The organism is Bradyrhizobium sp. PMVTL-01, assembly GCF_051861855.1.
In the GTDB taxonomy this organism is placed as follows: Bacteria; Pseudomonadota; Alphaproteobacteria; order Rhizobiales; family Xanthobacteraceae; genus Bradyrhizobium.
Genome location: NZ_CP193982.1, coordinates 2,916,973 through 2,940,191, shown reverse-complemented (window position 1 = coordinate 2,940,191; position 23,219 = coordinate 2,916,973). Strand labels below are relative to the sequence as shown.

General features: G+C 63.6%; 19 protein-coding genes and 1 pseudogene. 8 read left to right on the top strand and 12 right to left on the bottom strand.

From position 1 onward, the window contains the following. Positions 1–57: 57 nt before the first annotated feature. Positions 58–2,664, bottom strand: a complete 2,607-nt coding sequence (locus tag ACRQ5Q_RS13405; RefSeq protein ID WP_439398216.1) for a M10 family metallopeptidase C-terminal domain-containing protein — start codon at positions 2,662–2,664, stop codon at positions 58–60. 323 nt (positions 2,665–2,987) lie between these two features. Here ACRQ5Q_RS13405 and ACRQ5Q_RS13400 point away from each other — a divergent pair, with 323 nt between their 5' ends. Further along, positions 2,988–3,212: a hypothetical protein gene (locus ACRQ5Q_RS13400; protein WP_439398214.1), complete on the top strand. Its 225-nt coding sequence runs from the start codon at positions 2,988–2,990 to the stop codon at positions 3,210–3,212. Positions 3,213–3,355: 143 nt separating this feature from the next. Further along, positions 3,356–4,549, top strand: coding sequence for a CaiB/BaiF CoA transferase family protein (locus tag ACRQ5Q_RS13395; RefSeq protein WP_439398212.1), 1,194 nt, complete (start codon positions 3,356–3,358; stop codon positions 4,547–4,549). Positions 4,550–4,560: 11 nt separating this feature from the next. On the opposite strand, the gene ACRQ5Q_RS13390 is transcribed toward ACRQ5Q_RS13395, so the two are convergent. After that, on the bottom strand, positions 4,561–4,887 hold the full coding sequence (locus ACRQ5Q_RS13390; protein WP_439398210.1) for a hypothetical protein: 327 nt from the start codon (positions 4,885–4,887) through the stop codon (positions 4,561–4,563). Positions 4,888–5,295: 408 nt separating this feature from the next. On the opposite strand from ACRQ5Q_RS13390, the gene ACRQ5Q_RS13385 reads away from it, so the two are divergent. The 3 genes and pseudogenes from ACRQ5Q_RS13385 to ACRQ5Q_RS13375 form a co-directional block, all read left to right on the top strand. Then, the gene (locus tag ACRQ5Q_RS13385; RefSeq protein ID WP_439398208.1) at positions 5,296–5,703 is read left to right on the top strand and encodes a hypothetical protein; all 408 of its coding nucleotides are present in this window, start codon (positions 5,296–5,298) and stop codon (positions 5,701–5,703) included. A 79-nt stretch (positions 5,704–5,782) separates the two neighbouring features. Further along, on the top strand, positions 5,783–6,082 hold the full coding sequence (locus tag ACRQ5Q_RS13380; protein WP_439398206.1) for a hypothetical protein: 300 nt from the start codon (positions 5,783–5,785) through the stop codon (positions 6,080–6,082). Positions 6,083–6,835: 753 nt separating this feature from the next. Next, positions 6,836–7,135, top strand: a pseudogene (locus ACRQ5Q_RS13375) (CoA transferase); the annotation flags it as partial. Between the two features lie 90 nt (positions 7,136–7,225). Here ACRQ5Q_RS13375 and ACRQ5Q_RS13370 read toward each other — a convergent pair. The 8 genes from ACRQ5Q_RS13370 to ACRQ5Q_RS13335 all read right to left on the bottom strand — a co-directional run bounded on the left by ACRQ5Q_RS13370 (position 7,226) and on the right by ACRQ5Q_RS13335 (position 15,585). Next, the gene (locus tag ACRQ5Q_RS13370) at positions 7,226–7,507 is read right to left on the bottom strand and encodes a hypothetical protein (RefSeq protein WP_439398204.1); all 282 of its coding nucleotides are present in this window, start codon (positions 7,505–7,507) and stop codon (positions 7,226–7,228) included. A 58-nt stretch (positions 7,508–7,565) separates the two neighbouring features. Then, a complete protein-coding gene (locus ACRQ5Q_RS13365; RefSeq protein ID WP_439398202.1) occupies positions 7,566–8,504 on the bottom strand; it encodes a leishmanolysin-related zinc metalloendopeptidase in 939 nt (312 codons plus the stop codon). A 258-nt stretch (positions 8,505–8,762) separates the two neighbouring features. Continuing rightward, complete coding sequence (locus tag ACRQ5Q_RS13360; protein WP_439398200.1) at positions 8,763–10,280, bottom strand: tripartite tricarboxylate transporter permease; 1,518 nt, start codon at positions 10,278–10,280, stop codon at positions 8,763–8,765. Positions 10,281–10,292: 12 nt separating this feature from the next. Continuing rightward, positions 10,293–10,835, bottom strand: a complete 543-nt coding sequence (locus ACRQ5Q_RS13355; RefSeq protein WP_439369450.1) for a tripartite tricarboxylate transporter TctB family protein — start codon at positions 10,833–10,835, stop codon at positions 10,293–10,295. Positions 10,836–11,016: 181 nt separating this feature from the next. Continuing rightward, positions 11,017–11,991, bottom strand: a complete 975-nt coding sequence (locus ACRQ5Q_RS13350) for a Bug family tripartite tricarboxylate transporter substrate binding protein (RefSeq protein WP_439375651.1) — start codon at positions 11,989–11,991, stop codon at positions 11,017–11,019. 143 nt (positions 11,992–12,134) lie between these two features. Continuing rightward, a complete protein-coding gene (locus ACRQ5Q_RS13345) occupies positions 12,135–12,932 on the bottom strand; it encodes an enoyl-CoA hydratase/isomerase family protein (protein ID WP_439398198.1) in 798 nt (265 codons plus the stop codon). Between the two features lie 105 nt (positions 12,933–13,037). Beyond that, on the bottom strand, positions 13,038–14,237 hold the full coding sequence (locus ACRQ5Q_RS13340; protein WP_439398196.1) for a pyridoxal-phosphate-dependent aminotransferase family protein: 1,200 nt from the start codon (positions 14,235–14,237) through the stop codon (positions 13,038–13,040). 94 nt (positions 14,238–14,331) lie between these two features. Then, positions 14,332–15,585, bottom strand: a complete 1,254-nt coding sequence (locus ACRQ5Q_RS13335) for a pyridoxal-phosphate-dependent aminotransferase family protein (RefSeq protein ID WP_439398194.1) — start codon at positions 15,583–15,585, stop codon at positions 14,332–14,334. Positions 15,586–15,667: 82 nt separating this feature from the next. On the opposite strand from ACRQ5Q_RS13335, the gene ACRQ5Q_RS13330 reads away from it, so the two are divergent. The 3 genes from ACRQ5Q_RS13330 (at position 15,668) to ACRQ5Q_RS13320 (ending at position 19,914) form a co-directional block, all read left to right on the top strand. Next, positions 15,668–16,417 (top strand): GntR family transcriptional regulator, encoded by a 750-nt coding sequence (locus ACRQ5Q_RS13330; protein ID WP_439398192.1) that lies wholly within the window; start codon positions 15,668–15,670, stop codon positions 16,415–16,417. Between the two features lie 103 nt (positions 16,418–16,520). Continuing rightward, a complete protein-coding gene (locus ACRQ5Q_RS13325; RefSeq protein ID WP_439398190.1) occupies positions 16,521–19,493 on the top strand; it encodes an FAD-binding and (Fe-S)-binding domain-containing protein in 2,973 nt (990 codons plus the stop codon). Continuing rightward, positions 19,486–19,914 (top strand): GlcG/HbpS family heme-binding protein, encoded by a 429-nt coding sequence (locus ACRQ5Q_RS13320; RefSeq protein ID WP_439369455.1) that lies wholly within the window; start codon positions 19,486–19,488, stop codon positions 19,912–19,914. Before ACRQ5Q_RS13325 ends, ACRQ5Q_RS13320 begins: the two co-directional genes overlap by 8 nt. Before the next feature lie 129 nt (positions 19,915–20,043). Here ACRQ5Q_RS13320 and ACRQ5Q_RS13315 read toward each other — a convergent pair whose 3' ends face one another. Together ACRQ5Q_RS13315 and ACRQ5Q_RS13310 are read right to left on the bottom strand one after the other, a co-directional pair. After that, entirely contained in the window at positions 20,044–20,826 is a 783-nt protein-coding gene (locus tag ACRQ5Q_RS13315; RefSeq protein ID WP_439369456.1) for an enoyl-CoA hydratase/isomerase family protein, read from the bottom strand. Positions 20,827–20,955: 129 nt separating this feature from the next. Continuing rightward, entirely contained in the window at positions 20,956–23,043 is a 2,088-nt protein-coding gene (locus tag ACRQ5Q_RS13310) for a molybdopterin oxidoreductase family protein (protein ID WP_439398188.1), read from the bottom strand. Positions 23,044–23,219 lie beyond the last annotated feature (176 nt).

Here is a 23,219-nt window from a genome sequence, read left to right as displayed (position 1 = left end):
TGTGGTAGAAACGGCCGCGCCGCTCTGCGTCGATTCGACGCGACGAGGCCCACGCCGTCAGCCGAGGATGAAGCCGGCGCTGTGCAGGCTGTGGAGAAAGTCAATGGGACTGTGGATCACGGCCGTGTCGTGGAATCCCGCCGGTTCGGCGAGGGCCCACTGCCCCGCGGTCTGCGCATTGGCGGGCGCGGGCATGGGGTCCGGCAACTCAGACGGGAGTGTGGCGCCGAAGTGGGCGGGATTCGGGGCGGAATTGAAGACGAAGTTTTCGCCGGCGATCCCGAGCCCCGCAACCGCGGGCGGTGCTGCGCCCACGGCGCCGTCGCCGTTGAGATCCTGATGGAAGCTTGTCTCGAGCGCTTCGAAGACCTGACTGCTGCCCGAAACGATTCCTCCCACGGCATTGCCAACCACGTTGCCGGTCGCATCGGTGTCCCAGACCGTGTACTGGTCGGTTCCGGGCAGATGAAGCGCGACTTCGAAACCGCTACCTTTCTGTTCCGCGCCGATGAACGTCCAACTGCCGAACTGGCCGACTGTCACTATCGGACCGAAATATTTCAGCACGGGACCGGTCCCACCCGAACTGGGAATCAGGTAGTAGTTGTTGTTCGCCACCACCAAGCTGGTCGAACCGAACGCCTCGATCGTGGTGCCACTGATGGCGCGCACGCCGATCGTGCCGTCGCCGTTGAGATCCTGATGGAAGCTTGTCTCGAGCGCTTCGAAGACCTGACTGCTGCCCGAAACGATTCCTCCCACGGCATTGCCAACCACGTTGCCGGTCGCATCGGTGTCCCAGACCGTGTACTGGTCGGTTCCGGGCAGATGAAGCGCGACTTCGAAACCGCTACCTTTCTGTTCCGCGCCGATGAACGTCCAACTGCCGAACTGGCCGACTGTCACTATCGGACCGAAATATTTCAGCACGGGACCGGTCCCACCCGAACTGGGAATCAGGTAGTAGTTGTTGTTCGCCACCACCAAGCTGGTCGAACCGAACGCCTCGATCGTGGTGCCACTGATGGCGCGCACGCCGATCGTGCCGTCGCCGTTGAGATCCTGATGGAAGCTTGTCTCGAGCGCTTCGAAGACCTGACTGCTGCCCGAAACGATTCCTCCCACGGCATTGCCAACCACGTCGCCGGTCGCATCGGTGTCCCAGACCGTGTACTGGTCGGTTCCGGGCAGATGAAGCGCGACTTCGAAACCGCTACCTTTCTGTTCCGCGCCGATGAACGTCCAACTGCCGAACTGGCCGACTGTCACTATCGGACCGAAATATTTCAGCACGGGACCGGTCCCACCCGAACTGGGATTCAGGTAGTAGTTGTTGTTCGCCACCACCAAGCTGGTTGCGCCGATGGATTCGATCACGACGGGGGAGAGCTGACTTATAAGATCCGCGCTCGAGACCGTCTGGTCTGCAAACTGGAAAAACTCGATGCCGGTGAGAGTATCGGTGCCGTCAGGCGAGCCGGAACGCTGGTCGGTGACCGTAAAGGTCTGTGAGCCGGAATTGTAGGCGAAGCTGTAGTTCGCGTAGTTGCCGGAATACACCGACGTGTCCGTGTCCGCTCCGCCGATGATGGTGTCGTTGCCGCCACCGCCGCTGATCGTATCGTTGCCGGAGCCGCCGTTCAGCGTGTTGGCGATGGCGTTCCCGATGATGGTGTCGTTGCCGGACCCGCCGATCGCGTTGTCGATGTAGGAGCGCGCGTCGTTGTTGTAGAGGTAGGCGTTGTAGACGTTGCCCGAGGCGTAATGGCCGTCGCCGAGATTGGCGAGCTGCGTCGCAGAGAACAGCGATGATGCGCCGGGATTGAGGTTGATGCTCAGATTGGTCGTGTAGTTCGACAGGTCGTAGGTATCGACGCCGCCGCCGTCCCACACCGTTTCGTAGATGCGGTTGGCCGAGCCGCCGGCGCCGCCGCCCGGCGCGAGCTGCCCGACGCCGTTGATGAACTCCTGCCCCGTCGTCGGATTCCAGGTGTAGACCGTGCTGCCGCTCTGGGTCGTGTAGTTCGCGCCGTACATCGTCTGCAGCGCGAGGATGTCGTTGGCCATATAGGTCTGCGGATATCCATACGACTCGTTGGTGTAGCCGCTGGTCGTCGACGCACCGACATAGCTGCGATAGCTCATGACGGTGTATTCGCTGTCGTCATGCGCGCTCGGCACCGCGACGTTGGCAGGGCCACCCGCCTCCTGGCTGTGCTTGAGACCGAAGGCGTGGCCGAGCTCGTGCAGCGCCGTCGTGAAATAGTAGTTGCCGAGCTTGGCCAGCGAGTAGTTGTATTGGGTCCCGAACCAGATGTCGCCGCCGGACGCGTAGTTGCCGGGATAGTAGGCGTAAGAGGTCGGATTGGCCGACGGGGACTGCGCGATCATGATGTCGGCGCTTCCCGTCCCGTTGTACTGGATCGCGGCGTTGGTATAGCCGAGGATCAGACCGATCGCGTAGTTGATCGCCGCCTGCATCTGAGTGGGCGCCGAGGCGAAACCCGACGAGGTCGGTTCGCTGCTGCCGCCGCTGTAAGGATTGGAGTAGTCGCTAGGCGAATCCGGAAAGCTGTAGCTGATCGTGCCGGTCCATCTATAGCCCGACAGCAGGCCGTCGATCTCGGCGTTGTTGGTGGCACTGATTGAAACCGAGGTAGCCAATGAACTCTCCGAAGCAATGCATCGCACGCGATTCGCGGCGCAGGGGCATGATTCTAGCTAGAGAGTTATACCTTTCGTTTAATTTGGGCGTCGGGCCGTCAGTCGAACCGTAACGCCGTGTTAGCCATCAACTCCCGCAATGATACGGAGCAGCGACGGCATCAGTAGCGCGTCTGGCGAGTTCCGTAAAGGAAACTATGAAAACGAGCCCACTTTCGGCCGGCCTGGCTGTAGGCTTGATTGGAGCCTTGATTGGAGCCTTTATTGGAGCCTTGGCGATGCTCGCCGGGCCTGGCCGTCTGACCATCGGGGAACAGCCTGTCATGGCCTCGAAAGCCAATGCGGACGAAAGCAGCAAGGGGAACACCAAGGGGGGACACGCTCCCTCCATGCCAATGGCCCGTGATCCTTCCGCCGCGGTCGCCGAGGAATTCGAAGCCGCCCGTCGCACGGGAACGCGGCAGGCCTTCGAGCTCTTCATCGCGCGCCACGGCGATGACCCATTAGCCGAGCAGGCGCGCGCCGAGCTGAAGCGCCTGTCGCGCTGATCACTTGCGCGGAGCGGCCCGCCGCGTCAGGCTGCCCCGGTCAGGCCTTGCATTTCGACAGGCGGCATCCGCGTCGCGGCCGTCTTGCCGCCCGACGTTTCGGCACTATGGTGGCTCCGCAATCTGTCCTGGAGCCTTTCAAGATGCCTTTTCCGCATGCCTCGGAAGCCCTGTCGCGCTTCACCGTGCTCGATCTGACACGAGTCCGGTCCGGGCCCACCTGCGTGCGCCAGCTCGCCGATTGGGGCGCCAACGTCATCAAGATCGACGCGCTGACCGAGGATGCCGGCGGCGAGCAGCCGGGCGGGCCACGCCGCGGTTCCGACTTCCAGAATTTGCATCGCAACAAGCGGGCCATGACGCTGAACCTGAAGGACGAGCGCGGGCTCGCCGTGTTCAAGCGCCTCGCCGCCAAGGCCGACGTCGTGGTCGAGAATTTCCGTCCCGACGTGAAGAAGAAGCTCGGTATCGACTATGAGAGCCTCGCCGCGATCAATCCGCGCATCGTCTATGGCAGCATCTCCGGCTTCGGCCAGGACGGCCCCTATCACAAGCGGCCGGGCTTCGATCAGATCGCGCAAGGCATGGGCGGGCTGATGTCGATCACCGGCGCGCCGGGCGAAGGACCGATGCGGGTGGGCATTCCCGTCGCCGACCTCACCGCGGGCCTGTTCTGCGCCATGGGCATCCTCACCGCGCTGCTCGAGCGCGAGGTCTCGGGCAAGGGCCAGTGGGTACAGACCTCGCTGCTGCAGGCGCAGATCTTCATGCTCGACTTCCAGGCCGCGCGCTGGCTGATGGAGAAGGAGGTCGCCAAGCAAGCCGGCAACAACCACCCGACCAGCATTCCGACCGGCGTGTTCAAGACCTTGGACGGCTACATCAACATCGCCACCACTGGCGGACGGATCTGGGAGCGCTGCGCGCAGGCGATCGGCGCACCGGAGCTCTATGCCCATCCCGACTATGCGACGGCCCCTGCCCGTTCCAGGAACCGCGATGCGCTCAACGCCGAGATCGAGAAGCGCACTGTGACAAAGTCGACCGAGGCCTGGGTCCGCGAGTTCAACGAGGCCGGCGTGCCCTGCGGCCCGATCTACGCCATCGACCAGATGTTCGAGGACGCGCAGGTCAAGCATCTCGGCATTGCGCAGGACGTGCCGAACGACGAAGGTCGCCATATCTGTCTGGTCGGCCAGCCCGTGACCCTCTCGCGCACGCCGAGCAGGATGGTGGCGCGGCCGCCGGAATTTGGGGAGCAGACGGACGAGGTGCTTGAGGAGTTCGGCTTTGGTTTGGACGAGATCGAACGCCTCAAAGAAGCCCGTGTCATCTAAGGCACTCGGCCTCATTTGAGCACTTCTTGACAGATCGGGCGCGTGTCATGCTGGCTTCTACGCTGTTGAGCGCGCCGTTTGGCGCATAAGAGCACCAACGGGTCATGGAGCGGGCCTTTGCGCCGAAACCTTTCGAACGATAGGTAAACCGCCAGTCGAAACTGAATGCGTTTGTTTGCCTGAGGCTGGAAGGAGAACTCGAATGGCAACGGGCCTGAGGTGATGAGGCTGATTTGAAGCTGAAACAGTCGGCAGGCGGCAGCAAGTCTGCAGCCGAAAAAGATCCCCTTAGAGCGAAGGCCGTCCGACGTTCCAAGCTTCTTGGAAAGATCGGCCATCGACGCAATCGTTCGCCAGCACAATATTCCAACCGGCGTTGGGCAGCGCACGATGGCAACGCTCTTAGCAAAACGATGGATCAAGCAGCATGATGCGAGCTGTGAGAATTCGCTCAGGTATCGCGTCACGTCCGAAGCGACGCAGCCGTCCGAGGAAAGATCCCAATTGAGTCATAAGCGAAGAAAGAAATGAAACTGGTTGACTTAGATCCTACCCGCGCCGGCAACCGTGACGCACTTGTCACTTGACAATCTTAGCGCGCGAAAGGCAGACTCATCAACATGGTCGGGGTTCGCAGTAGAGCGTGATGGCTGCCGGAAATCGCTGAACCATACTTGACCACTGTCCCTGAAACCATGCCGACACGTGGACGTTAATTCCTCCTTTGAGGACTCAGGTACCTCAGCATGGACGCGTCTTTGCCATCTAACTCCCGCAGCCGTTCACTCTATCAGTGGTTGGCTTTGATCTTGGTAGCGATCTTCGCTGCAGGCGCCGCATTTTGGTTGAACCAGAAAATCGATGCAGTACAGGCCGCAGCGGCTCCGCGCCAAGAGAGCGGGGCCGCCGAAACTCAGCAGGCCATCACCGCGATCAAACAAGCTATCGCCGAGATCCAAACCTCCCAGCAGAAGCTAGAGGAGCAGATGGGTCAGCTGCAGCGCGCGACGGCGACAGATCAAGGAGAGCGCAAGCTCCTTTCTGATCAACTTAGCGCCTTGAGTTCGCGGGTTGACTCGCTTGGATCATCGCGAGCTGAAACGAGCTCGGCTCCACAGCAACAGCTCCCAAGCGCGAATCGCAGAAAGCGATAGCAGCGGAAAAGCCCCTAGCAGGAAGCAGAATATTGGACTGCAAAATATGCTCCCCGCGCCACGACGGGCGTGGCAACGATTGCGACGAGAACTGAAACCTCCGCCCATCGATGCCGTCGCCCGTTGCTTCCCGGTCTCACTTGATTTCAAGCTTCTTCTGAAGATATTCCAGCAAGGACGCGGAGCGATCGCGTGGCAGCATATTGCGTATTTCGGCCTTCATGGCGCACTCGCGCGTATCCAGCCCTATTCGAGTTCGATTGCCAGCATCGACCGTGCCAGCGGAGTGCCGGTCTTTATCAGCCACGTAACCCAGCATCAGCCAGATGCCGAAACCGCATTCTGGATCCGCCGCGGTCGCCGAATCTGTGTTCTGTGAACCTTCGTTGAGTCCGCGCCTCAGGAAGGTGCTCCACCTTCCGAACGGTTGGATGCTAGGCGATCCTTGTTGACGGCACTATTCGTGAAGGAAGTTTACTTTTTGTTCTCCTAGGATGGAGTGTCTGCGTCAGCAATATCACACCACAACGAGTTCAGTTTGCTTGGCTCAATTGGCCATCGGTCATAAGGTGGGTTATGAATTGGATAGCTCTCCTAGCTGCATTGGCTGCGGCGACGGTCACCCTGGGCGTCGTCGTTGACGCGCAAAGCACGACCTGCCACGCCGCCTCCGTGTGGGCAACACTCGGCATCTGCTCGCCTGCTCAATCACAGCCCGCAACCAAGTCTGTGGATTAGCGGTTTCAGAGCGACACCTGCTTAGTTGGCACCCTTTGTTGTGGCTTCAGTTCGAAGCTGGCAAATCGTGTTGATCAAGTCGCTTTGTGTTGCTCTGGAACAGAACGCTCGCTTCCTCAGAGCCCTACACTTACTTCATAGAGACGGATGCTCACTTGCACTCGGGCTCGAAGTTTACCAAGAGGTATCCGCGATCCACCACAACATGGAAACACCCTCGCGTCCTTGTCCTGTATTCTTGGGTGCTGCCCCGCGCGAACCTTAGATAGATTTCGCCTTTAAGAAGAAGGCGCCATAATGCGCTTCCTTTATTGGATGTTTCTATCGGATGCAGGCAGGTTCAGCCGCTGTTCTGGACTTAGCCCCGCAAGCAAATCACAGATCCTCCGGCGCAAGGTCGACCGAGACCTGGGTCCGTGAGCTGAACGAGGCCGGCGTGCCCTGCGGGCCGATCTACGCCATCGACCAGATGTTCGAGGACGCGCAGGTCAAGCATCTCGGCATCGCTCAGGACGTGCCGAACGACGAGGGCCGGCCTATCCGCCTGGTCGGCCAGCCCGTGTCGCTGTCGCGCACGCCGAGCAGGATGGTGGCGCGACCGCCGGAGTTCGGAGAGCAAACCGACGAGGTGCTGAAGGAATTCGGCTTCAGTGCGGACGAGATCGCGGAGCTGCGCCAGCGCAAGGTGGTCTGACAGAGCGGCGGCGCTCGCGCACCCGCCTCTCCGATCGAGCTCGTCACGGCATCACGATCGGCCCGGCGCGCCGACGGCTTGCGCTAGCCTCTAAAGCTTGCGCAAACCGTCGAACCGCGTATCGACATAGTGGCCAGCTGCATCGACAACCCGGCAAAGCTCTCCGCCGTCATGGTAAAGCAGAACGACCTTGGCGCCCGCTTCGAATTGCCCGGCCGGCGGCCCGCTCGGCAGACCGCGCGAGGCGTAGAACGGCTGCGATCTCGCCACCTCGTGAGTGAACTGGTTGGGCGGCGGCGAGATCAGACAGTCCGACGGGATCAATGATGAATCCGGCAGCACGATCACTTCCGGTCGCTTCATGCCTTCCATGATCCCTAATCCCTGAACTACGCGAGGCTTGGCAGCGCGCCGGCTTAGGAGTCCTGACTCAAGAGCCGAGGCTGTCCTCGGGCAACGTGATCGGAATCCGCCGGAGCACGATGCCTCTTGTGTTGTCGGCATGCGCCGCAACTATTCCTGCTTCGGCCATACGGAGGTGATTGGGCAGGTGATAGGGCTCAGCGGCGTCCAAGTTCACCTGATAGCCGAGATCCTGCAGGCTCGCGATCGTCATCCGGCTCATCGGATTGCCGCCTTCATTGACGAAGCCGGTCATCATCTCCGCGCCGAACACAGAGTCGCGCCAATGCGAGTCCACCGTCCCTTCACCGCCCGTGTTTTCGACCGGTACGGGCAGTGGCGTCGCGGAGCCGCGGAGCTTGGCGTATTCGCGCATGGCGTTCGCACCGTGGAACGTGGGATTGTGGGTATGGGCGCCTTTCAGCAATTTCTTGTTCGTCCAGATCGTTCCGATGCCGATCACGTGTCCCATCTCGTGCGTGATGACGTCGTTCAGGGTGCCGTCGGCTTCCATGGCGGCGAGATCGGCCGTGTCGAATTGCATGTCGCCGGTCGCCGGCAGGAACGCGGCGGCCCCGGCATTCTTCGGACGCAGGCGGTTCGGCCCCGCCTGGCCGAGAACATTGCCGGGCCCGTCGATGTCGGTGCCTTGCGCCGTGATACGGAGATTGCTGATCCTTTCGCCGCCGACCCTGACGTCAGGCAAATCCCCGATGATGGCGTGTGTCCACCGGTTTGCCGCGAGCTTGAAAGCGGCCTTTTGCTTATCGGTCAGTCCGCCCAGGAAGTGAACCTCGATCGTGTAGCCTCCGGCGGCCGCGACCGGGGCTGAAATCTCAGCGCCTTTGCGAGCTCGATAGCGTTCAATAGCCATGACATTCTCCAAAAAAAATGAGATCAATAAACTTCTATCTAAGCTTGTATTTTGACCCTGATTAGCGTCGCTGGCAAGGAGAGAATGCGTCATGGGGCCTGACGGTTTTCACCAGAAAAGCACGAAAGCCAGACGCGGCCGCCGGGCATTCGACTCGCTGGCGCTTCCTGTGAGCACGTCGCTCAGGTGCCGCCTTGGCGTTGAACTACCGCTTCAGCGGTGCGAGCGATAACCGACGAGCTGTGCTGCACCGCTGAGTGCGATGACAGGCGTCGCGGCGACCAACAACTGATGCCGAAGCGCCACCGCCTCCCCTACGTCATTGATTTGAAACAATGCTGGTTGACAGCGCTAACGCGGTGTCGCGCTACTCCGCTGCGTCAGTCCGGCCCGGCCCAGCAGTCCGTCGATAACCGGCCAGAACAGCAGCATGAACGCCAGCGTCGTGATCGACCCGACCAGGCCGTTCGACCAGAACACCCCGAGCTTCCCGCCGGAGCCGATCATCGAAAGCCGGAAGGCATCCTCGGCGCGGTTGCCGAGCACGAGCGCCAGCGTGAACGGCGCCAGGGGAATGCCGATCTTCTTGAAGACGTAGCCAACCACGCCGAAGCCCAGCATCAGCCAGATGTCGAACATCGCGTTCTGGATCGCATAGGCACCGATCGCGCAGGACACCACGATCATCGGCGCCACCGCCGCGAACGGCACGCGCAGGATCGAGGCGAAGACCGGCACCGTCGTCAGCACCAGCACGAGGCCGACGACATTGCCGAGATACATCGAGGCGATCAGGCCCCAGACGAAATCCTTGTGTTCGACGAACAGCAGCGGCCCCGGATTGAGCCCCCACACCATCAGGCCGCCGAGCAGGATCGCCGCGGTGCCGGAGCCGGGAATACCGAGCGCCAGCATCGGCAGTAGCGCCGAGGTGCCGGAGGCATGCGCCGCCGTCTCAGGCGCGAACACACCTTCGATGCGGCCCGTGCCAAAACTCTCGGGATCCTTGGCGAAGCGCTTGGCCAGATTGTAGCCCATGAAGGAGGCAGCGATCGCACCGCCCGGCGTGATGCCGAGCCAGCAGCCGATGAAGGAGGAGCGCAGCAGCGTCACCCAATATTTCGGCAGGTCCTTCCAGACGCCCAGCACGACGCGAAGCGAGATGCTCGCCGCATGTCCGCGCAGCGCGAGGCGCTCTTCCATCGTCAGCAGGATCTCGCTGATCCCGAACAGGCCGATGACCGCGACCAGGAAGTTGATGCCGCGGAGCAGCTCGGCCGAGCCGAAGGTCATGCGCAGATTGCCTGACACGGTGTCCATGCCGACGCCGGCAAGCAGAAGGCCGAGCGACATCGAGATGACCGTCTTGTGCTTGGCTTCGCGCCCGAGGCCGACGAAGGAGCAGAAGGTCAGCAGGTAGACCGCGAAGAACTCGGGCGGCCCGAACTTCAGCGCAAAGGACGAGATCATCGGCGCGAGGAATGTGATCAGCAGCACCGCGACCAGGGAGCCGACGAAGGAGGACGTGAACGCTGCCGTCAGCGCCTCCGCTGCCCTGCCCTGCTGGGCCATCGGATAGCCGTCAAAGGTGGTTGCGACCGACCAGGCTTCACCGGGAATGTTGAACAGGATCGAGGTGATGGCACCGCCGAACAGTGCTCCCCAGTAGATACAGGACAGCATCACGATGGCCGAGGTCGGGTCCATCGTGAAGGTCAGCGGCAGCAGGATGGCGACGCCGTTGGGGCCGCCGAGCCCGGGCAGCACACCGACGAAGATGCCGAGCACCAGCCCGACCATCATCAGCAGGATCGTCTTCCAGGTGAGCAGGACGGCGAAGCCGTGGAGCAGGAGACCGAGTGCTTCCATCGCTGGCTCGCCCTAGCGGCCGAAGGCCGCTTCGAGCGGCCCTTTCGGCATGATGACGTCGAAGGCGACGTCGAAGGTGACGAACATGATCGCCGTGAACACCAGCGCGGTGAGCAGCGACTTCCACAATGGGATCTTGCCGACGAGGCGCATGAAGCCCGCGATCAAGAGGAAGCTCGCGACATAGAGGCCGAGGAACTGCGTCACCAGGCAGAACAGCAGCGTCGGCACGAACACTGCCATCACGCGGCGGGCCTGGGCGCGGGTGACAAACGTCCCGGATGCCGCTCGCCGCGCCAGCAGCGCCACGATCAGGCCATAGAGGCTGCCGCCGCCGAGGATGACGGACAGATAGAACGGGAAATAGCCGGGCTCAGGCCCCGTCGCATCCCAGGATGCGCCGGTGAGCCAATTGTCGTAGCCGAGCGTGACGGCGAGCGCGAGCAGAAGGAGACAGACGACGATCTCGATCGTGCCGGAGGAGACGACGGAGGGCGAGTCGTCTTCGGGGGCGGTCGGATCGTCGACGACGATTTCAAGATCGGTTTGGGACATGCTCTGCCAAGGACGGAGTGCGGCCGATTCCCCCTCCCCGCTAGCGGGCAGAGGGTCGGGGGTGAGGGGAGTCTCCACGAGGACGGTGAGAGTTGAGCTGGCGGAGAGTCCCCCTCACCCGGATTGCATCTTCGATGCAATCCGACCTCTCCCCGCAAGCGGGGAGAGATGAAGAAGACGGTTACTTCGCGACGAATCCGGCTTCCGTCATCAGCGCCTTGTTGATGGCATCGTCCTCCTCGAGGAATTGCACCATGTCCTTGCCGGTGAGGAAGATCGGCTTCAGGGCCTGCTTCTCCATGTAGTCCTTGTATTCGGCGGTCTGCGTCACCTTGTGGAACAGCTCGACGTAGAATGCCTGCTGCTCGGCCGTGACCTTGCCGGGCAGGAACATCGCGCGCAGCATCTGATACTGCACGTCGACACCCTGCTCCTTGCAAGTCGGGATGTCGGCCCAGGACTGGGTCTCCGTCACCTTGCTGGTGTAGGAGATGCGCTCCTTGTCGAACACGCAGAGCGGCCGGACCTGGCCGGCGCGCCAGACCTCGAGATTTTCGGATGGATTGTTGACGTTGGCTTCGGTGTGGTTGCCGACGAGCTGGGTCGCGGCCTCGCCGCCGGACTTGTAGGGCAGATAGGAAAATTTGGCGCCGGTCTTCTGCTCCAGGAACACGGTGAGGACGTGATCCTCGCGCTTGGAGCCGGTGCCGCCCATCTTGAACGGCGAACTCGCCGCCTTCGCGGCCTCGATGAATTCCTTCACCGTCTTGGGGCCGGCGCTGTTGTCCCACAGCACGAACTGGTCGAGCGCGATCACCGAGACCGGCGTGAGCTCGCGCCAGTTGAACGGGATCTTCGCAGACAGCGGCAGCATGTAGATCAGCGAATAGGCGATCAGCACCTTGTTCGGGTCGCCCTCGCTGGACTTCATGTACATCAGCGCTTCCGCGCCCGAGGCGCCGCCCTTGAGCGAGACCACCATGGGCTGCTTCATCAGATTGTTCTTCTGGATCGCAGCCTGCATCATCCGGGCCATCTGATCGGAGGCACCGCCCGCACCCGCCGCGACGACGATCTCGACGGGCTTGGTTGGCTCCCAGCCGGCAAAGGAAGGCGTGCTCAACAACAAGGCCGTCGCAGCCCCGACGGCTTTCACTGGAATTCGCACGAGTTTCGTCCCCTGGTTTATTATTGGCTTTGTGACGCCGGGAAATCTTATCGATGCATTGTGCGGATTAAAGGTTGTGAGTTCAAGCCGGCGGACATTCCGCCGCATATGACTTTCGGCTGACAAGCGTGCTACTTGCCCTTCCAGACAGGCGCACGCTTGTTGAGGAAGGCGTCCATGCCCTCGCGGAAATCTTCGCTCATATAGGCCTTGAGGATCAAATCCTCGCCTTCCTCGCGCGACAGCGTGCGGCGGATACGGCGCACCGCTTCCTTGGTCGCTTCCAGCGTGAGCGGCGCGTGGCTGGCGACGAGCTTTGCGGTCTCGTCGGCACGGCGCTGCAGCGTCTCGACGTCGGGCACGATCTCGTTGAGCAGGCCGAGCGACAACGCTTCCTGCGCCTCGACCAGGCGCGCCTTGAAGATCAGATCCTTGGTGCGGGCAGGTCCCACCAGCGCGACGACACGGCTGATGTTCGACATCGACAGGCAATTGCCGAGCGTGCGCGCGATCGGAAAGCCGATCCGCGTCGTCTCGGTGCCGATGCGGATGTCGCAGCAGGCCGCGATGCCGGCGCCGCCGCCGGTGCAGGCGCCGGCGATAGCGGCGATCACCGGCACGCGGCACTGCTCAAGCGTGCCGAGCACGCGGTCGATCCGCGCCTCGTAGTCAAGCGCGTCCTGCGCGGTCTTGAATGCAAGGAACTGGGAAATGTCGGTGCCGGAGGCAAAGGCCTTGTCGCCCGCGCCGGTGAGGATCAGCGCCTTGATCGAACGGTCGGCGTTGATCTCCTGGCAGATCTCCGCCATGCGGTCATACATGGCGAAGGTCATGGCGTTGCGCGCCTGAGGGCGGTTGAAGGTGATCCGCGCGATGCCGTCCGTGACGGAGTAGAGCAGGTCTTCGTTGGCAGCCGTCGGTGCGTTCATCGCGCGCTCACTTTCTTCACTTCAGTTCGGTCAGGCCGCCCTTGAGCGACCTGGTCGTTAAGCGACTTGGTCCCCAAGCGACTTGGTTCTCAAGCGACTTGGTTCTCAAGCGACTTGGGCTTTGGCCATCGGCACCACGTCGCGTCCCTTCAGGACGTCCATGGCCGCCAGCACGCCACCGCTCCGGTGCGGAATCTTTGCAAGATCGAGGCCCATCTCGACGCCGGCGAGCGTGCCCATCAGCATCAGATCGTTGAAATGGCCGATATGGCCGATGCGGAACACCTTGCCCTTGACCTTGTTCAGGCCGGTGCCGAGCGACATGTCGAAGTTGTCCAGCACGACCTTCCGGAAGGCATCGGCGTCGTGGCCCTCGGGCACGCGCACGCCGGTCAGCGCCGGCGAATGCGCGGCGGGATCGGCGCACTGCGTCTCGAGGCCCCAGACCTTGACCGCGGCGCGCGTCGCCGCGCTGTGGCGCTTGTGGCGGGACCAGACGTTCTCCAGCCCCTCCTCCTCCAGCATCTTCACCGCTTCGCGCAACCCGTAGAGCAGGTTGGTCGCGGGCGTATAGGGGAAGGTGCCGAGCTTGTTGAAGCTGATCACTTCCTGCCAGTCCCAATAGGAGCGCATGCCCGGATTCGCCTTGGCAACGGCGAGCGCCTTCTCCGAGACGGCGTTGAAGCCGAGGCCCGGCGGCAGCATCAAGCCCTTCTGCGAGCCGGCGACCGAGACGTCGATGCCCCAGGCATCGTGCTCGTATTCCATCGAGCCGAGGCCGGAGATGGTGTCGACCATCAGCAGCGCCGGATGCTTCGTGCGGTCGAGGATCTTGCGCACCTCGGCGGGCGGCGTGACGCAGCCGGTCGAGGTCTCGTTGTGGACGACGCAGACCGCCTTGATCGTGTGCTGCTTGTCGGCGGCAAGGCGCGCCTCGATCTCGACGAGATCGGCGCCATGGCGCCAGTCGCTCGGAATGAAGTCGACGTCGAGCTTGAACTTGTCGGCAATGCCGCGCCACAGCACGGCGAACTGGCCGGTCTCGCACATCAAAACCTTGTCGCCGGGCGAGAACACATTGACCATCGCCGCTTCCCAGGCGCCGGTGCCGGACGAGGGGAAGATGATCACGGGCTGCTTGGTGCGGAACACGCGCTGCATCGAGGCGAGGACCGCGAAACCGAGCTCGGCGAACTCCGGACCGCGATGGTCCAGCGTCGGCATGTCCATCGCCCGCAGCACGCGGTCGGGCACGTTGGTCGGCCCTGGAATCTGTAGGAAATGCCTTCCAGTATGCACGGTCATAGGCGCCCTTCCCGGTCTAGCCTTGGTTTTGATGGCCGCCGAATAGCACCATTTGACCGGCTTGTCCCCTCTCCTAAAGACGCCCCGCGCGATTTTAGGTGCCGACCACTTTCAGGTGCGGCGATGTGTTGCCTTGCGGACGCTGCTCCAAGAGCTTCATCGCGACATCGACGCCGCCGGAGCGATGCGGCACGCCCGCGACCGAGAGGCCCATCTCCACGCCAGTGAGCGCGCCGAGCAACGTGAGCGCATTGCATTCGCCGAGATGGCCGATGCGGAAGACTTTTCCGGCGACCTTCGACAGGCCCGAGCCGAGCGACATGTTGTAGTTGTCGAGCACGACTTTCCGGAACTGATCAGCATCATGGCCGGGCGGCATCAGCACGGCCGTCAGCACCGGCGAGAACTCCGAAGGCTCCTGGCAGAGCACTTCGAGGCCCCAATGATTGACGGCGGCGCGGGTCGCGGCGGCAAGCCGCTGATGCCTGGCGAAAACGTTGGCGAGCCCCTCATCGAGCAGCATCGCGATCGCCTCGCGCAGGCCGTAGAGCAGATTGGTCGCCGGCGTGTAGGGGAAGAAGCCCTTGGCGTTGGGCTTGAGCATCTCCTCCCAGTCGAAATAGGAGCGCGGCATCTTGTTGCTCTTGGACGCAGCCAGCGCCTTCTCCGAGATCGCGTTGAAGCCGAGGCCGGGCGGCAGCATAAAGCCCTTTTGCGAGCAGCTGACGCTGACGTCGACCTTCCACTCGTCGTGGCGATAGTCGACCGAGCCGAGCGAGGAGATGGTGTCGACCATCAGCAGCGCCGGATGCGAGGCACGGTCTAGCGCGGCCCGGATCTCGGCGATGCGGCTGGTCGCGCCGGTCGAGGTCTCGTTGTGCACGACCATGACGGCCTTGATCGTATGCGCCTTGTCCTCGGTGAGCTTGGCCTCGATCACCGCGGGATCGGCGCCGCGGCGCCAGTCGCCGGGCACGAAGTCGACCTCGATGCCGAAGCGGCCGGCCATCTGCCGCCACAGTGTGGCGAAATGGCCGGTCTCGACCATCAGCACCCTGTCGCCCGGCGACAGCGTGTTGACGATCGCGGCCTCCCAGGCGCCAGTCCCCGACGAGGGGAAGATGATGACCGGCCCCTTGGTCTGGAAAATCTTCTGGCTGCCTTCGAGCACGGTGCGGCCGAGGTCGCCGAACTCCGCGCTGCGATGGTCGATGACAGGCATGTCCATGGCGCGCAGAACGCGCTCGGGGACCGGGCTGGGGCCCGGAATCTGAAGGAAATGGCGTCCCTGGTGCACGAGAATCTCCTTGTCGGCGTATCCTGGCCGGCTCTGCCTGCCATTTTGCATTCATTTTTTGTACTTTCAATCGATATTTGGTATTCAATTGCGGACGTCGACGCGACCAACCGGGCAAACTACTGTGCTGCAAATGAAATCCACGATTCCGGACAACGGCGTTCCGATCACTCTGTCCGCCGGCAATGGCGGCGACAGCCAGGAAAACCGTCACGAGGCCTCGCTCCACGGCGAAATCCTGCTGCGGCTGCGCGACTACGTGGTCGAAGGCAACATCCCCGAGGGCGGCCGCGTTCCTGAGCGGCAACTCTGCGAGATGCTCGGCATCTCCCGCACGCCGCTGCGCGAGGCCCTGAAAGTGCTCGCGGCCGACGGCCTCATCGAACTATTGCCCAACCGCGGCGCACGCGTCCGCCAGCTCAGCCAGCGCGACCTCGAAGAACTGTTCGACGTGATGGCGGGGCTGGAAAGCCTGGCCGGGCGCCTCGCCTGCGAGGCGATTACGGACGCCGAAATCACCGCGATCGAGCAGCTGCACTACGAGATGTACGGCCACTATCTGCACCGCGACATGCACGGCTATTTCCAGACCAACCAGCGCATCCACGAGAGCATCGTCGCGGCCGCGCGCAACGAGACACTTAAAACCGCCTACGCCAACTTCGCCGGCCGCATTCGCCGCGTCCGCTACTCCGCCAATTTCGCCCGCAAGCGGCAGCGCTGGGCGGAAGCGATGCGCGAGCATGAGGCCATCCTCGATGCGCTGCGCCGCCGCGCCGGTAGCGAACTCAGCGACATCCTGTTCCAGCACCTGCGCAACAAGCGGACGGCGGCGATCGAGCACCTGACCGAGCCGCAAGAGGACGCGCCGCCCCCGGTTTGAGAGCGGCCGGCTTGCTCATTTTGAATTCATAATATAATCGGTCAGGAACAATAATGAATAACTCAGCAAGGCTGAGCCTTACTGGGTCAGTCCGGGATCAGGGATGACAAACGCCTCCTCGCTCGAACGGCGCCTGCGGTCGGAATTGACCGGTGACGTCCTGTTCGACGGCTTTAGCCGCGGTCGCTACGCCACCGACGCCTCGTTCTACCAGATCATGCCGGCGGGCGTGGTGGTGCCGAAGACCATGGACGAGGCCTTGAGGGCGCTGGCGATCGCCCGCGACGAGGGGGTGACGGTCACCCCGCGCGGAGGCGGCACCTCGCAGTGTGGCCAGACCGTCAATGACGGCCTGGTGATCGATCTCTCCAAGCACCTCAACCGCATCCTGTCGCTCGACGTCGAGGGCCGCACCTGCGTGGTAGAGCCCGGCATCGTGCTCGACGAGCTCAACCGACAGCTGAAAAAGCACGGCCTGTGGTTTCCCGTCGACGTCTCCACCGCCTCGCGCGCCACCATCGGCGGGATGGCCGGCAACAATTCCTGCGGCGGCCGCTCGCTTCGCTATGGCACCATGCGCGACAACACGCTGTCGATGGAGGCATCGCTCGCCGACGGCACGCTGAGTCGGTTCGGCGAGGTCTCGCGCGACCTCTCCGAGCTTGAGGCACCCGACAGCACCCGCGCCCTGTTCCGCGACATGCTCGATCTCGGCACGCGCGAGGCTGACGAGATCGCGGCGCGCTTTCCGAAAGTGCAGCGCCGGGTCGGAGGCTACAATCTCGATGCGCTGGTGCCGCGCAACGCGCCCAACAACATGGCGCATCTGCTGGTCGGCTCGGAAGGCACCCTCGCCTTCAGCACCAGGGTCGAGCTCAAGCTCTGGCCCGTGATCCGCAACAAGGCGCTCGGCGTCTGCCATTTCGGCAGCTTCTACGAGGCGATGGACGCGGCCCAGCACCTCGTCAAGCTGAAGCCGATTGCGGTCGAGCTGGTGGACCGAACCATGATCGCGCTCGGCCGTGATATCACGATGTTCCGCCCGATCATCTCCGCGGCGATCAAGGGCGATCCGGACGCCGTGCTGGTGGTCGAGTTCGCCGAAGAAGATCAGGCCGACAATCTGGTGCGTCTCAAGCAGCTCGGCGAGCTGATGGGCGATCTCGGCTTCGGATGGAACAACGAGCCGCGCAAATGGGGCGGCGTGGTCGAGATATCAGAGCCCGCGCTGCAGAGCGGCATCGCCGATTTCCGCGCGGCCGGCCTCAATGTCATGATGTCGATGAAGCAGGAGGGCAAGCCGGTCTCCTTCGTCGAGGACTGCGCCGTGCCGCTGCCGCACCTCGCCGACTACACCGCGCGGCTGAACGAGGTGTTTGCGAAGCACGGCACCAGCGGCACGATGTACGCCCACGCCTCCGAAGGCTGCCTGCATGTGCGCCCGGTGCTGAACCTGAAGCTCGAGAAAGACGTCAAGGCGATGCGCGCCATCGCCGAGGAGGCCTTCGCCTTGGTGCGCGAGTACAAGGGCTCGCATTCCGGCGAGCATGGCGACGGCCTGGTGCGCTCCGAATTCCACGAGACCATGTTCGGCGAGCGCCTGGTCGCCGACTTCAGGGAGGTGAAGCAGCGCTTCGATCCCGAGGGCGTGCTCAATCCCGGCAAGATCGTTGATGCGCCCAGGATGGACGACCGCACGCTGTTCCGCTTCAAGCCCGACTACCGCGTCGGCGATCTCAAGACGAAGCTCGATTGGTCCGCCTACCCCGGCGCCGGCGGCGGTTTCCAGGGCGCGGTCGAGATGTGCAACAACAACGGCGCCTGCCGCAAGCTCGAGGGCGGCGTGATGTGCCCGTCCTATCGCGCGACGCGCAACGAGAAGGACGTCACGCGCGGCCGCGCCAACACCTTGCGCCTGGCGATCTCCGGCCAGCTCGGCCCCGACGCGCTCGCCTCCGACGAGATGATGGAGACGCTCAAACTCTGCGTCTCCTGCAAGGCCTGCCGCCATGAATGCCCGACGGGCGTCGACATGGCCAAGATGAAGATCGAGGTGTTGGCCGCGCGCGCCACCTCCCACGGCCTGACGCTGCGCGATCGCCTGGTCGGCTACCTGCCGCGCTATGCCGGCCTCGCCTCCCGCTTTGCGCCGCTGGCGAACCTGCGCAACCGCAGTCCGCTGCTGCGAAAGCTGTTCGAGCGGTTTGCCGGCATCAGCGCGCGCCGTGCGCTACCGGCCTTCCGCAGCGATGTGTTCGTGCCGCCAGCTGACAGTGTCGGCCCGGAGAGCGGCCGCGAGGTCGTGCTCTTTACAGATACTTTCAATCGCGTCTATGAGCGCGAGAACCTCGACGCTGCGCTGCGCGTGCTCACCGCGGGCGGCTATCGCGTGCACCTGCCAAAGCCTGCGAGTGGCCGCCGGCCGCTGTGCTGCGGCCGAACCTTCCTCTCGGCCGGCCTCGTCGACGAAGCCGAAGCCGAGCTCGACCGGCTGGTCTCCGCCTTCGCGCCGTTCGCGGCGAGCGGCGTGCCGATCGTCGGCCTGGAGCCGAGCTGTCTCATGACGCTGCGCGACGAGCTCGCATCTCTGCGCAAGGACGACGACGCCAAGGCCGTCGGCGCCCATGCGCTGACGTTCGAGGAATTTCTGGTGCGCGAGGCCGAGGCCGGACGGCTGCAGCTGCCGCTCGGCACCGTCGCCGACAAGGCCGTGGTGCACGGCCATTGCCATCAAAAATCCTTCGGCGCCTTCAAGCCGGTCGAGCAGGTGCTGCGTCTCGTCCCCGGCCTCAAGGTCGAAACGATCGAGTCCAGTTGCTGCGGCATGGCCGGCGCCTTCGGCTACGGCGTGGACACTTACGATGCATCGATCGAGATGGCCGAGCTCTCGCTGCTGCCGGCCGTGCGGCGCGCGGCTCCAGATACGCTTGTCGTTGCCGACGGCACCTCCTGCCGGCATCAAATCCACGACGGCGCACAGCGCGAGGCGCTTCACGTCGCGCGCGTGCTGGCGATGAGCCTCGATCGCGCTGAAACCGATTCCACTCCCGTTACAAAGGAAACAAGTCATGGCTGAACTCACCCTCGACACGGCTCGCAAGATCCTCGACGCCGCCTTCGCGAAGGCCGGCGAGCTGAAGCTCAAGCCGCTGGTCGTCACCATCCTCGACGCCCGCGGCGTGCTCAAGCTCGCGGCGGCGCAGGACGGCACCAGCCTGATGCGCGCCGAGATCGCGCACGGCAAGGCCTATGGCGCCCTCGCGATGGGCATGGGCTCGCGCGCGCTGTTTCAGCGCGCGCAGGAGCAGGCCTATTTCATCGATGCAGTGAACACCATCGCCAAGGGCGCCCTGGTGCCGGTCCCCGGCGGCGTGCTGATCATGGACGGCACGACCTTGCTCGGCGCGGTGGGTGTGTCCGGCGATACGTCGGACAATGACGAAGCCTGTGCGGTGGCGGGCATTCAGGCGGCGGGGCTGAAGCCGAACGCGGGGTAGACGGCGCCATCCCCGTCACCCCGAAGCGCCGGAGCGAAGTGGAGGCCTCGAAGGGCGATGGCCGAGCTGCATCTCGGCCGTGCATCCTTCGAGGCTCCCGGTGCGATGCTGATTGCGTCGCACCGACCCTCACCTCCCCGTCCAGACCGGCTTGCGCTTCTCGCTGAACGCCTTCAGCCCTTCCTTGGCGTCCTCGGTCATCGCCAGCAGCGCGATCTGGCTTTCGGTGTATGCGATGCTCTCGTCGAACGACATCGCGGCGATGGCGCGCATGGCGTATTTGCCGCGACGGATCGCGGTCGGGGATTTGTCGACGATGCGACCGATCAGCCAGTCGACCTTGGCGTCGAGCTCGGCCGCCGGCACGACGTAGTTGAGCAGGCCCGCCCCTTGTGCGGCCTTCGCATCGAACGGCTCGCCCGTGAGCGCCCATTCGTTGACGAGCCGCGGCGGCGCGATCCTCTGCATCAGGCTCAGAACCTGCATCGGGAATACGCCGACCTTCACCTCGGGCAGGCCGAAGACGACGTGATCGGCCGCAACAGCCATGTCGGTCATGCAGAGCAGGCCCATCCCGCCGGCCATGCAGACGCCGCCGACCCGCGCAATCGCTGGCTTGGTCGCGTTCTGCGACAGGCGCAGAAGATCGGCATAGTCGACATTCGGCTTGGAATGATCCATCGCGAAGGCGGCACCGGAGTTCTGCAGGTCCGCGCCCGCGCAGAATGCCTTGTCGCCCGCGCCCGTCAGCACGATGACACGGACGTCCTTGTCCTCATGCGCGTCGCGATAACCCTTGCTGATGCCGGCGATCACGTCGCCGTTCAGCGCGTTGCGCTTCTCCGGCCGGTTGATCGTGATCCAGAACGCCTGCCCGCGCTTTTCGGTGATGACGGCTGTGGTGTCGGTCATGGCACGCTCGCTTCCTTGCTCCCGCTTGCCGCTATTTGCGGCAGCTCGGGCGAGAGGTGCAAGCGCAAACTGTGGCGCGGCGCCGCTTTAGCGCCTCGACACAAATCGTGCGGCGATCGCCGGGCGCGCTCAGGCGACCGCTCTCCTGATCCAGACCTTGTTGTCGTGGAATGCGGCCCCGCCGATCGGCGCGATGGTGTCCGCGCCGGTCAGCATGTTGATGCCGCGGCCGCCGATATGGTTCTTGTTCGGGTGAACGGACTCCGCAATCAGCACGCCGCGTCTCACGCCCTCGAACAGCGTCGCAGTCAGCGTGGTTTCGCCGCGAGCATTGCCAAGCGTCACCGCGTCGCCATCGGCGATATCGAGCGCGGCGGCATCGAGCGGATGAATCATCACGCTCGCCTTGCCCTCGCGCGCCCGCGAAGACGGCGTCTCGTTGAAGGTGGTGTTGAGAAAGCTGCGCGAGGGGCTGGTGGCGAGCCGGAACGGATGGGCCTGATCGGCGTGCTCGATCACCGCCCAATGGTCCGGCAATCCGGGCATCTTGTCGAAATCGCCCATCGTCACGCCGAACGGCGGGTGCGCCCAATCCGCCCTGAAGTGGAATTTCTTGTCGGCATGGGCAAAGCCGTCGAGAAAATGCGAGGTGCGGAAATCCGGCTGCAGGTCGCGCCACAGATCCGCTTCAAGAGCAGCGATATCGCCGTGGTCGCTGAGCTTCAGCGTCGCATCGATCAATTCGCGCGGCGTCATCTCGAAGCCCTGATGTTTCGCGCCAAGCCGCGGCGCCAGCGCCTGCAGGACCTCATGATTGGAGCGGCATTCGCCGGGCGGATCGATCAGCTTCGGCCCGACCGAGATGTGCTGGTGGCCGCCGCCGTAATAGAGGTCGTCGTGCTCCATGAACATGGTTGCCGGCAGCACGATGTCGGCCATCTGCGCCGTCTCGGTCATGAACTGCTCGTGCACCGCCACGAACAGATCCTCGCGCGCAAAGCCCTGCCGGACCAGCGCCTGCTCCGGCGCCACCGTCATCGGGTTGGTGTTCTGGATCAGCATCGCCTTGACCGGCCCCTTGCCGCGCAGCGCCTCGGCGTCGCCGGTGAGGATGCGGCCGATCTTGGACTGGTCGAGCGCGCGGACGCTGTGATCGATCGCGTCGTGCCCCTCGATGATGGATTCGTTGAAGTGCCACAGCGCGTAATTGTTGAAGAAAGCGCCACCGCCTTCATATTGCCAGGCGCCGGTCACCGCGGGAATGCAATTCGCCGCGTGCATCTGCACGGCGCCGTTGCGGCTGCGCGTAAAGCCGTAGCCATAACGGAAGAACGTCCGCTTGGTTTCGCCGACGGCCTTGGCAAACGCCTCGATCTCCGCCACCGGCACGCCGCAGATGGACGAAGCCCATTCCGGCGTGCGCGTCTTCAGATGCGCCTCGAGCTCGGCAGGGCAGTCCGTGTATTTGTCCATGTAGGCACGGTCGGCATAGCCGTCGCGGAACAGGACATGCATGACGCCGCAGGCGAACGCGCCGTCGGTGCCCGGACGCAGGAGGATCTTGATATCAGCCTGCTTCATCGTCTCGTTGTCGTAGATATCGACCGCGGCGATTCTGGCGCCGCGCTCTTTGCGGGCCCGCGAGGCGTGCGTCATCACGTTGACCTGGGTGTTGACCGGATTGGTGCCCCAGATCACCACGAGATCGGACAACGCCATCTCGCGGGGATCGACGCCGGCGATCTTGCCGGTGCCGATCGCATAGCCGATGCGCCCCACATTGGCGCAGATGGTCTGATAGAAGCGCGAATACTTTTTCACATGCGTGAGACGGTTGAGCCCGTCGCGCATCACGAGGCCCATCGTGCCGGCGTAGTAATAGGGCCAGATCGATTCCGCGCCGAACTCGCGCTCCGCCCGGTTGAAGCGCTCCGCGATCTCGTCCAGCGCCTCGTCCCACGAGATCCGCGCAAACTGGCCCGAGCCCTTCGGCCCGATCCGGCGCATCGGGAATTTCACCCGCTCAGGGTGATGGATGCGCTCGGCGTAGCGGGCGACCTTGGCGCAGACGACGCCGGCCGTATAGGTCTGTTTCTTCGAGCCGCGGACGCGGCCGATGCTGCGGCCCTCGACCACCTCGACATCGAGGGCACAGGCCGAGGGGCAATCATGCGGACAGGTGGAATGGCGGATTTCGATCTTGGCGTGGTGGTTCATGTTCCAGTTCGTAACACCAAAATACCAGCCAGCCGAGTGCATTTTGCCGGCAATGCCCATGCGATTTGCTCAAACGGCGCGCGCCAGCGGTTCCTGCCGCGACCGCGAAAACCGTGTGTTCCCGGCCGGATCGGCGTTGTGAGGCGTCGACAGTCCGCCTTCCCGGCCGTTAGAGT

Bases quoted from the DNA above. Each gene is read 5' to 3' on its own strand.
- ACRQ5Q_RS13310 (WP_439398188.1), bottom strand. From the start codon at position 23,043: ATGAACCACCACGCCAAGATCGAAATCCGCCATTCCACCTGTCCGCAT.
- ACRQ5Q_RS13330 (WP_439398192.1), top strand. From the start codon at position 15,668: ATGAAATCCACGATTCCGGACAACGGCGTTCCGATCACTCTGTCCGCC.
- ACRQ5Q_RS13385 (WP_439398208.1), top strand. From the start codon at position 5,296: ATGGACGCGTCTTTGCCATCTAACTCCCGCAGCCGTTCACTCTATCAG.
- ACRQ5Q_RS13360 (WP_439398200.1), bottom strand. From the start codon at position 10,280: ATGGAAGCACTCGGTCTCCTGCTCCACGGCTTCGCCGTCCTGCTCACC.
- ACRQ5Q_RS13340 (WP_439398196.1), bottom strand. From the start codon at position 14,237: ATGACCGTGCATACTGGAAGGCATTTCCTACAGATTCCAGGGCCGACC.
- ACRQ5Q_RS13335 (WP_439398194.1), bottom strand. From the start codon at position 15,585: ATGCAAAATGGCAGGCAGAGCCGGCCAGGATACGCCGACAAGGAGATT.
- ACRQ5Q_RS13345 (WP_439398198.1), bottom strand. From the start codon at position 12,932: ATGAACGCACCGACGGCTGCCAACGAAGACCTGCTCTACTCCGTCACG.
- ACRQ5Q_RS13390 (WP_439398210.1), bottom strand. From the start codon at position 4,887: ATGGCCGATCTTTCCAAGAAGCTTGGAACGTCGGACGGCCTTCGCTCT.
- ACRQ5Q_RS13355 (WP_439369450.1), bottom strand. From the start codon at position 10,835: ATGTCCCAAACCGATCTTGAAATCGTCGTCGACGATCCGACCGCCCCC.
- ACRQ5Q_RS13325 (WP_439398190.1), top strand. From the start codon at position 16,521: ATGACAAACGCCTCCTCGCTCGAACGGCGCCTGCGGTCGGAATTGACC.
- ACRQ5Q_RS13320 (WP_439369455.1), top strand. From the start codon at position 19,486: ATGGCTGAACTCACCCTCGACACGGCTCGCAAGATCCTCGACGCCGCC.
- ACRQ5Q_RS13365 (WP_439398202.1), bottom strand. From the start codon at position 8,504: ATGACGCATTCTCTCCTTGCCAGCGACGCTAATCAGGGTCAAAATACA.
- ACRQ5Q_RS13395 (WP_439398212.1), top strand. From the start codon at position 3,356: ATGCCTTTTCCGCATGCCTCGGAAGCCCTGTCGCGCTTCACCGTGCTC.
- ACRQ5Q_RS13315 (WP_439369456.1), bottom strand. From the start codon at position 20,826: ATGACCGACACCACAGCCGTCATCACCGAAAAGCGCGGGCAGGCGTTC.
- ACRQ5Q_RS13400 (WP_439398214.1), top strand. From the start codon at position 2,988: ATGGCCTCGAAAGCCAATGCGGACGAAAGCAGCAAGGGGAACACCAAG.
- ACRQ5Q_RS13370 (WP_439398204.1), bottom strand. From the start codon at position 7,507: ATGGAAGGCATGAAGCGACCGGAAGTGATCGTGCTGCCGGATTCATCA.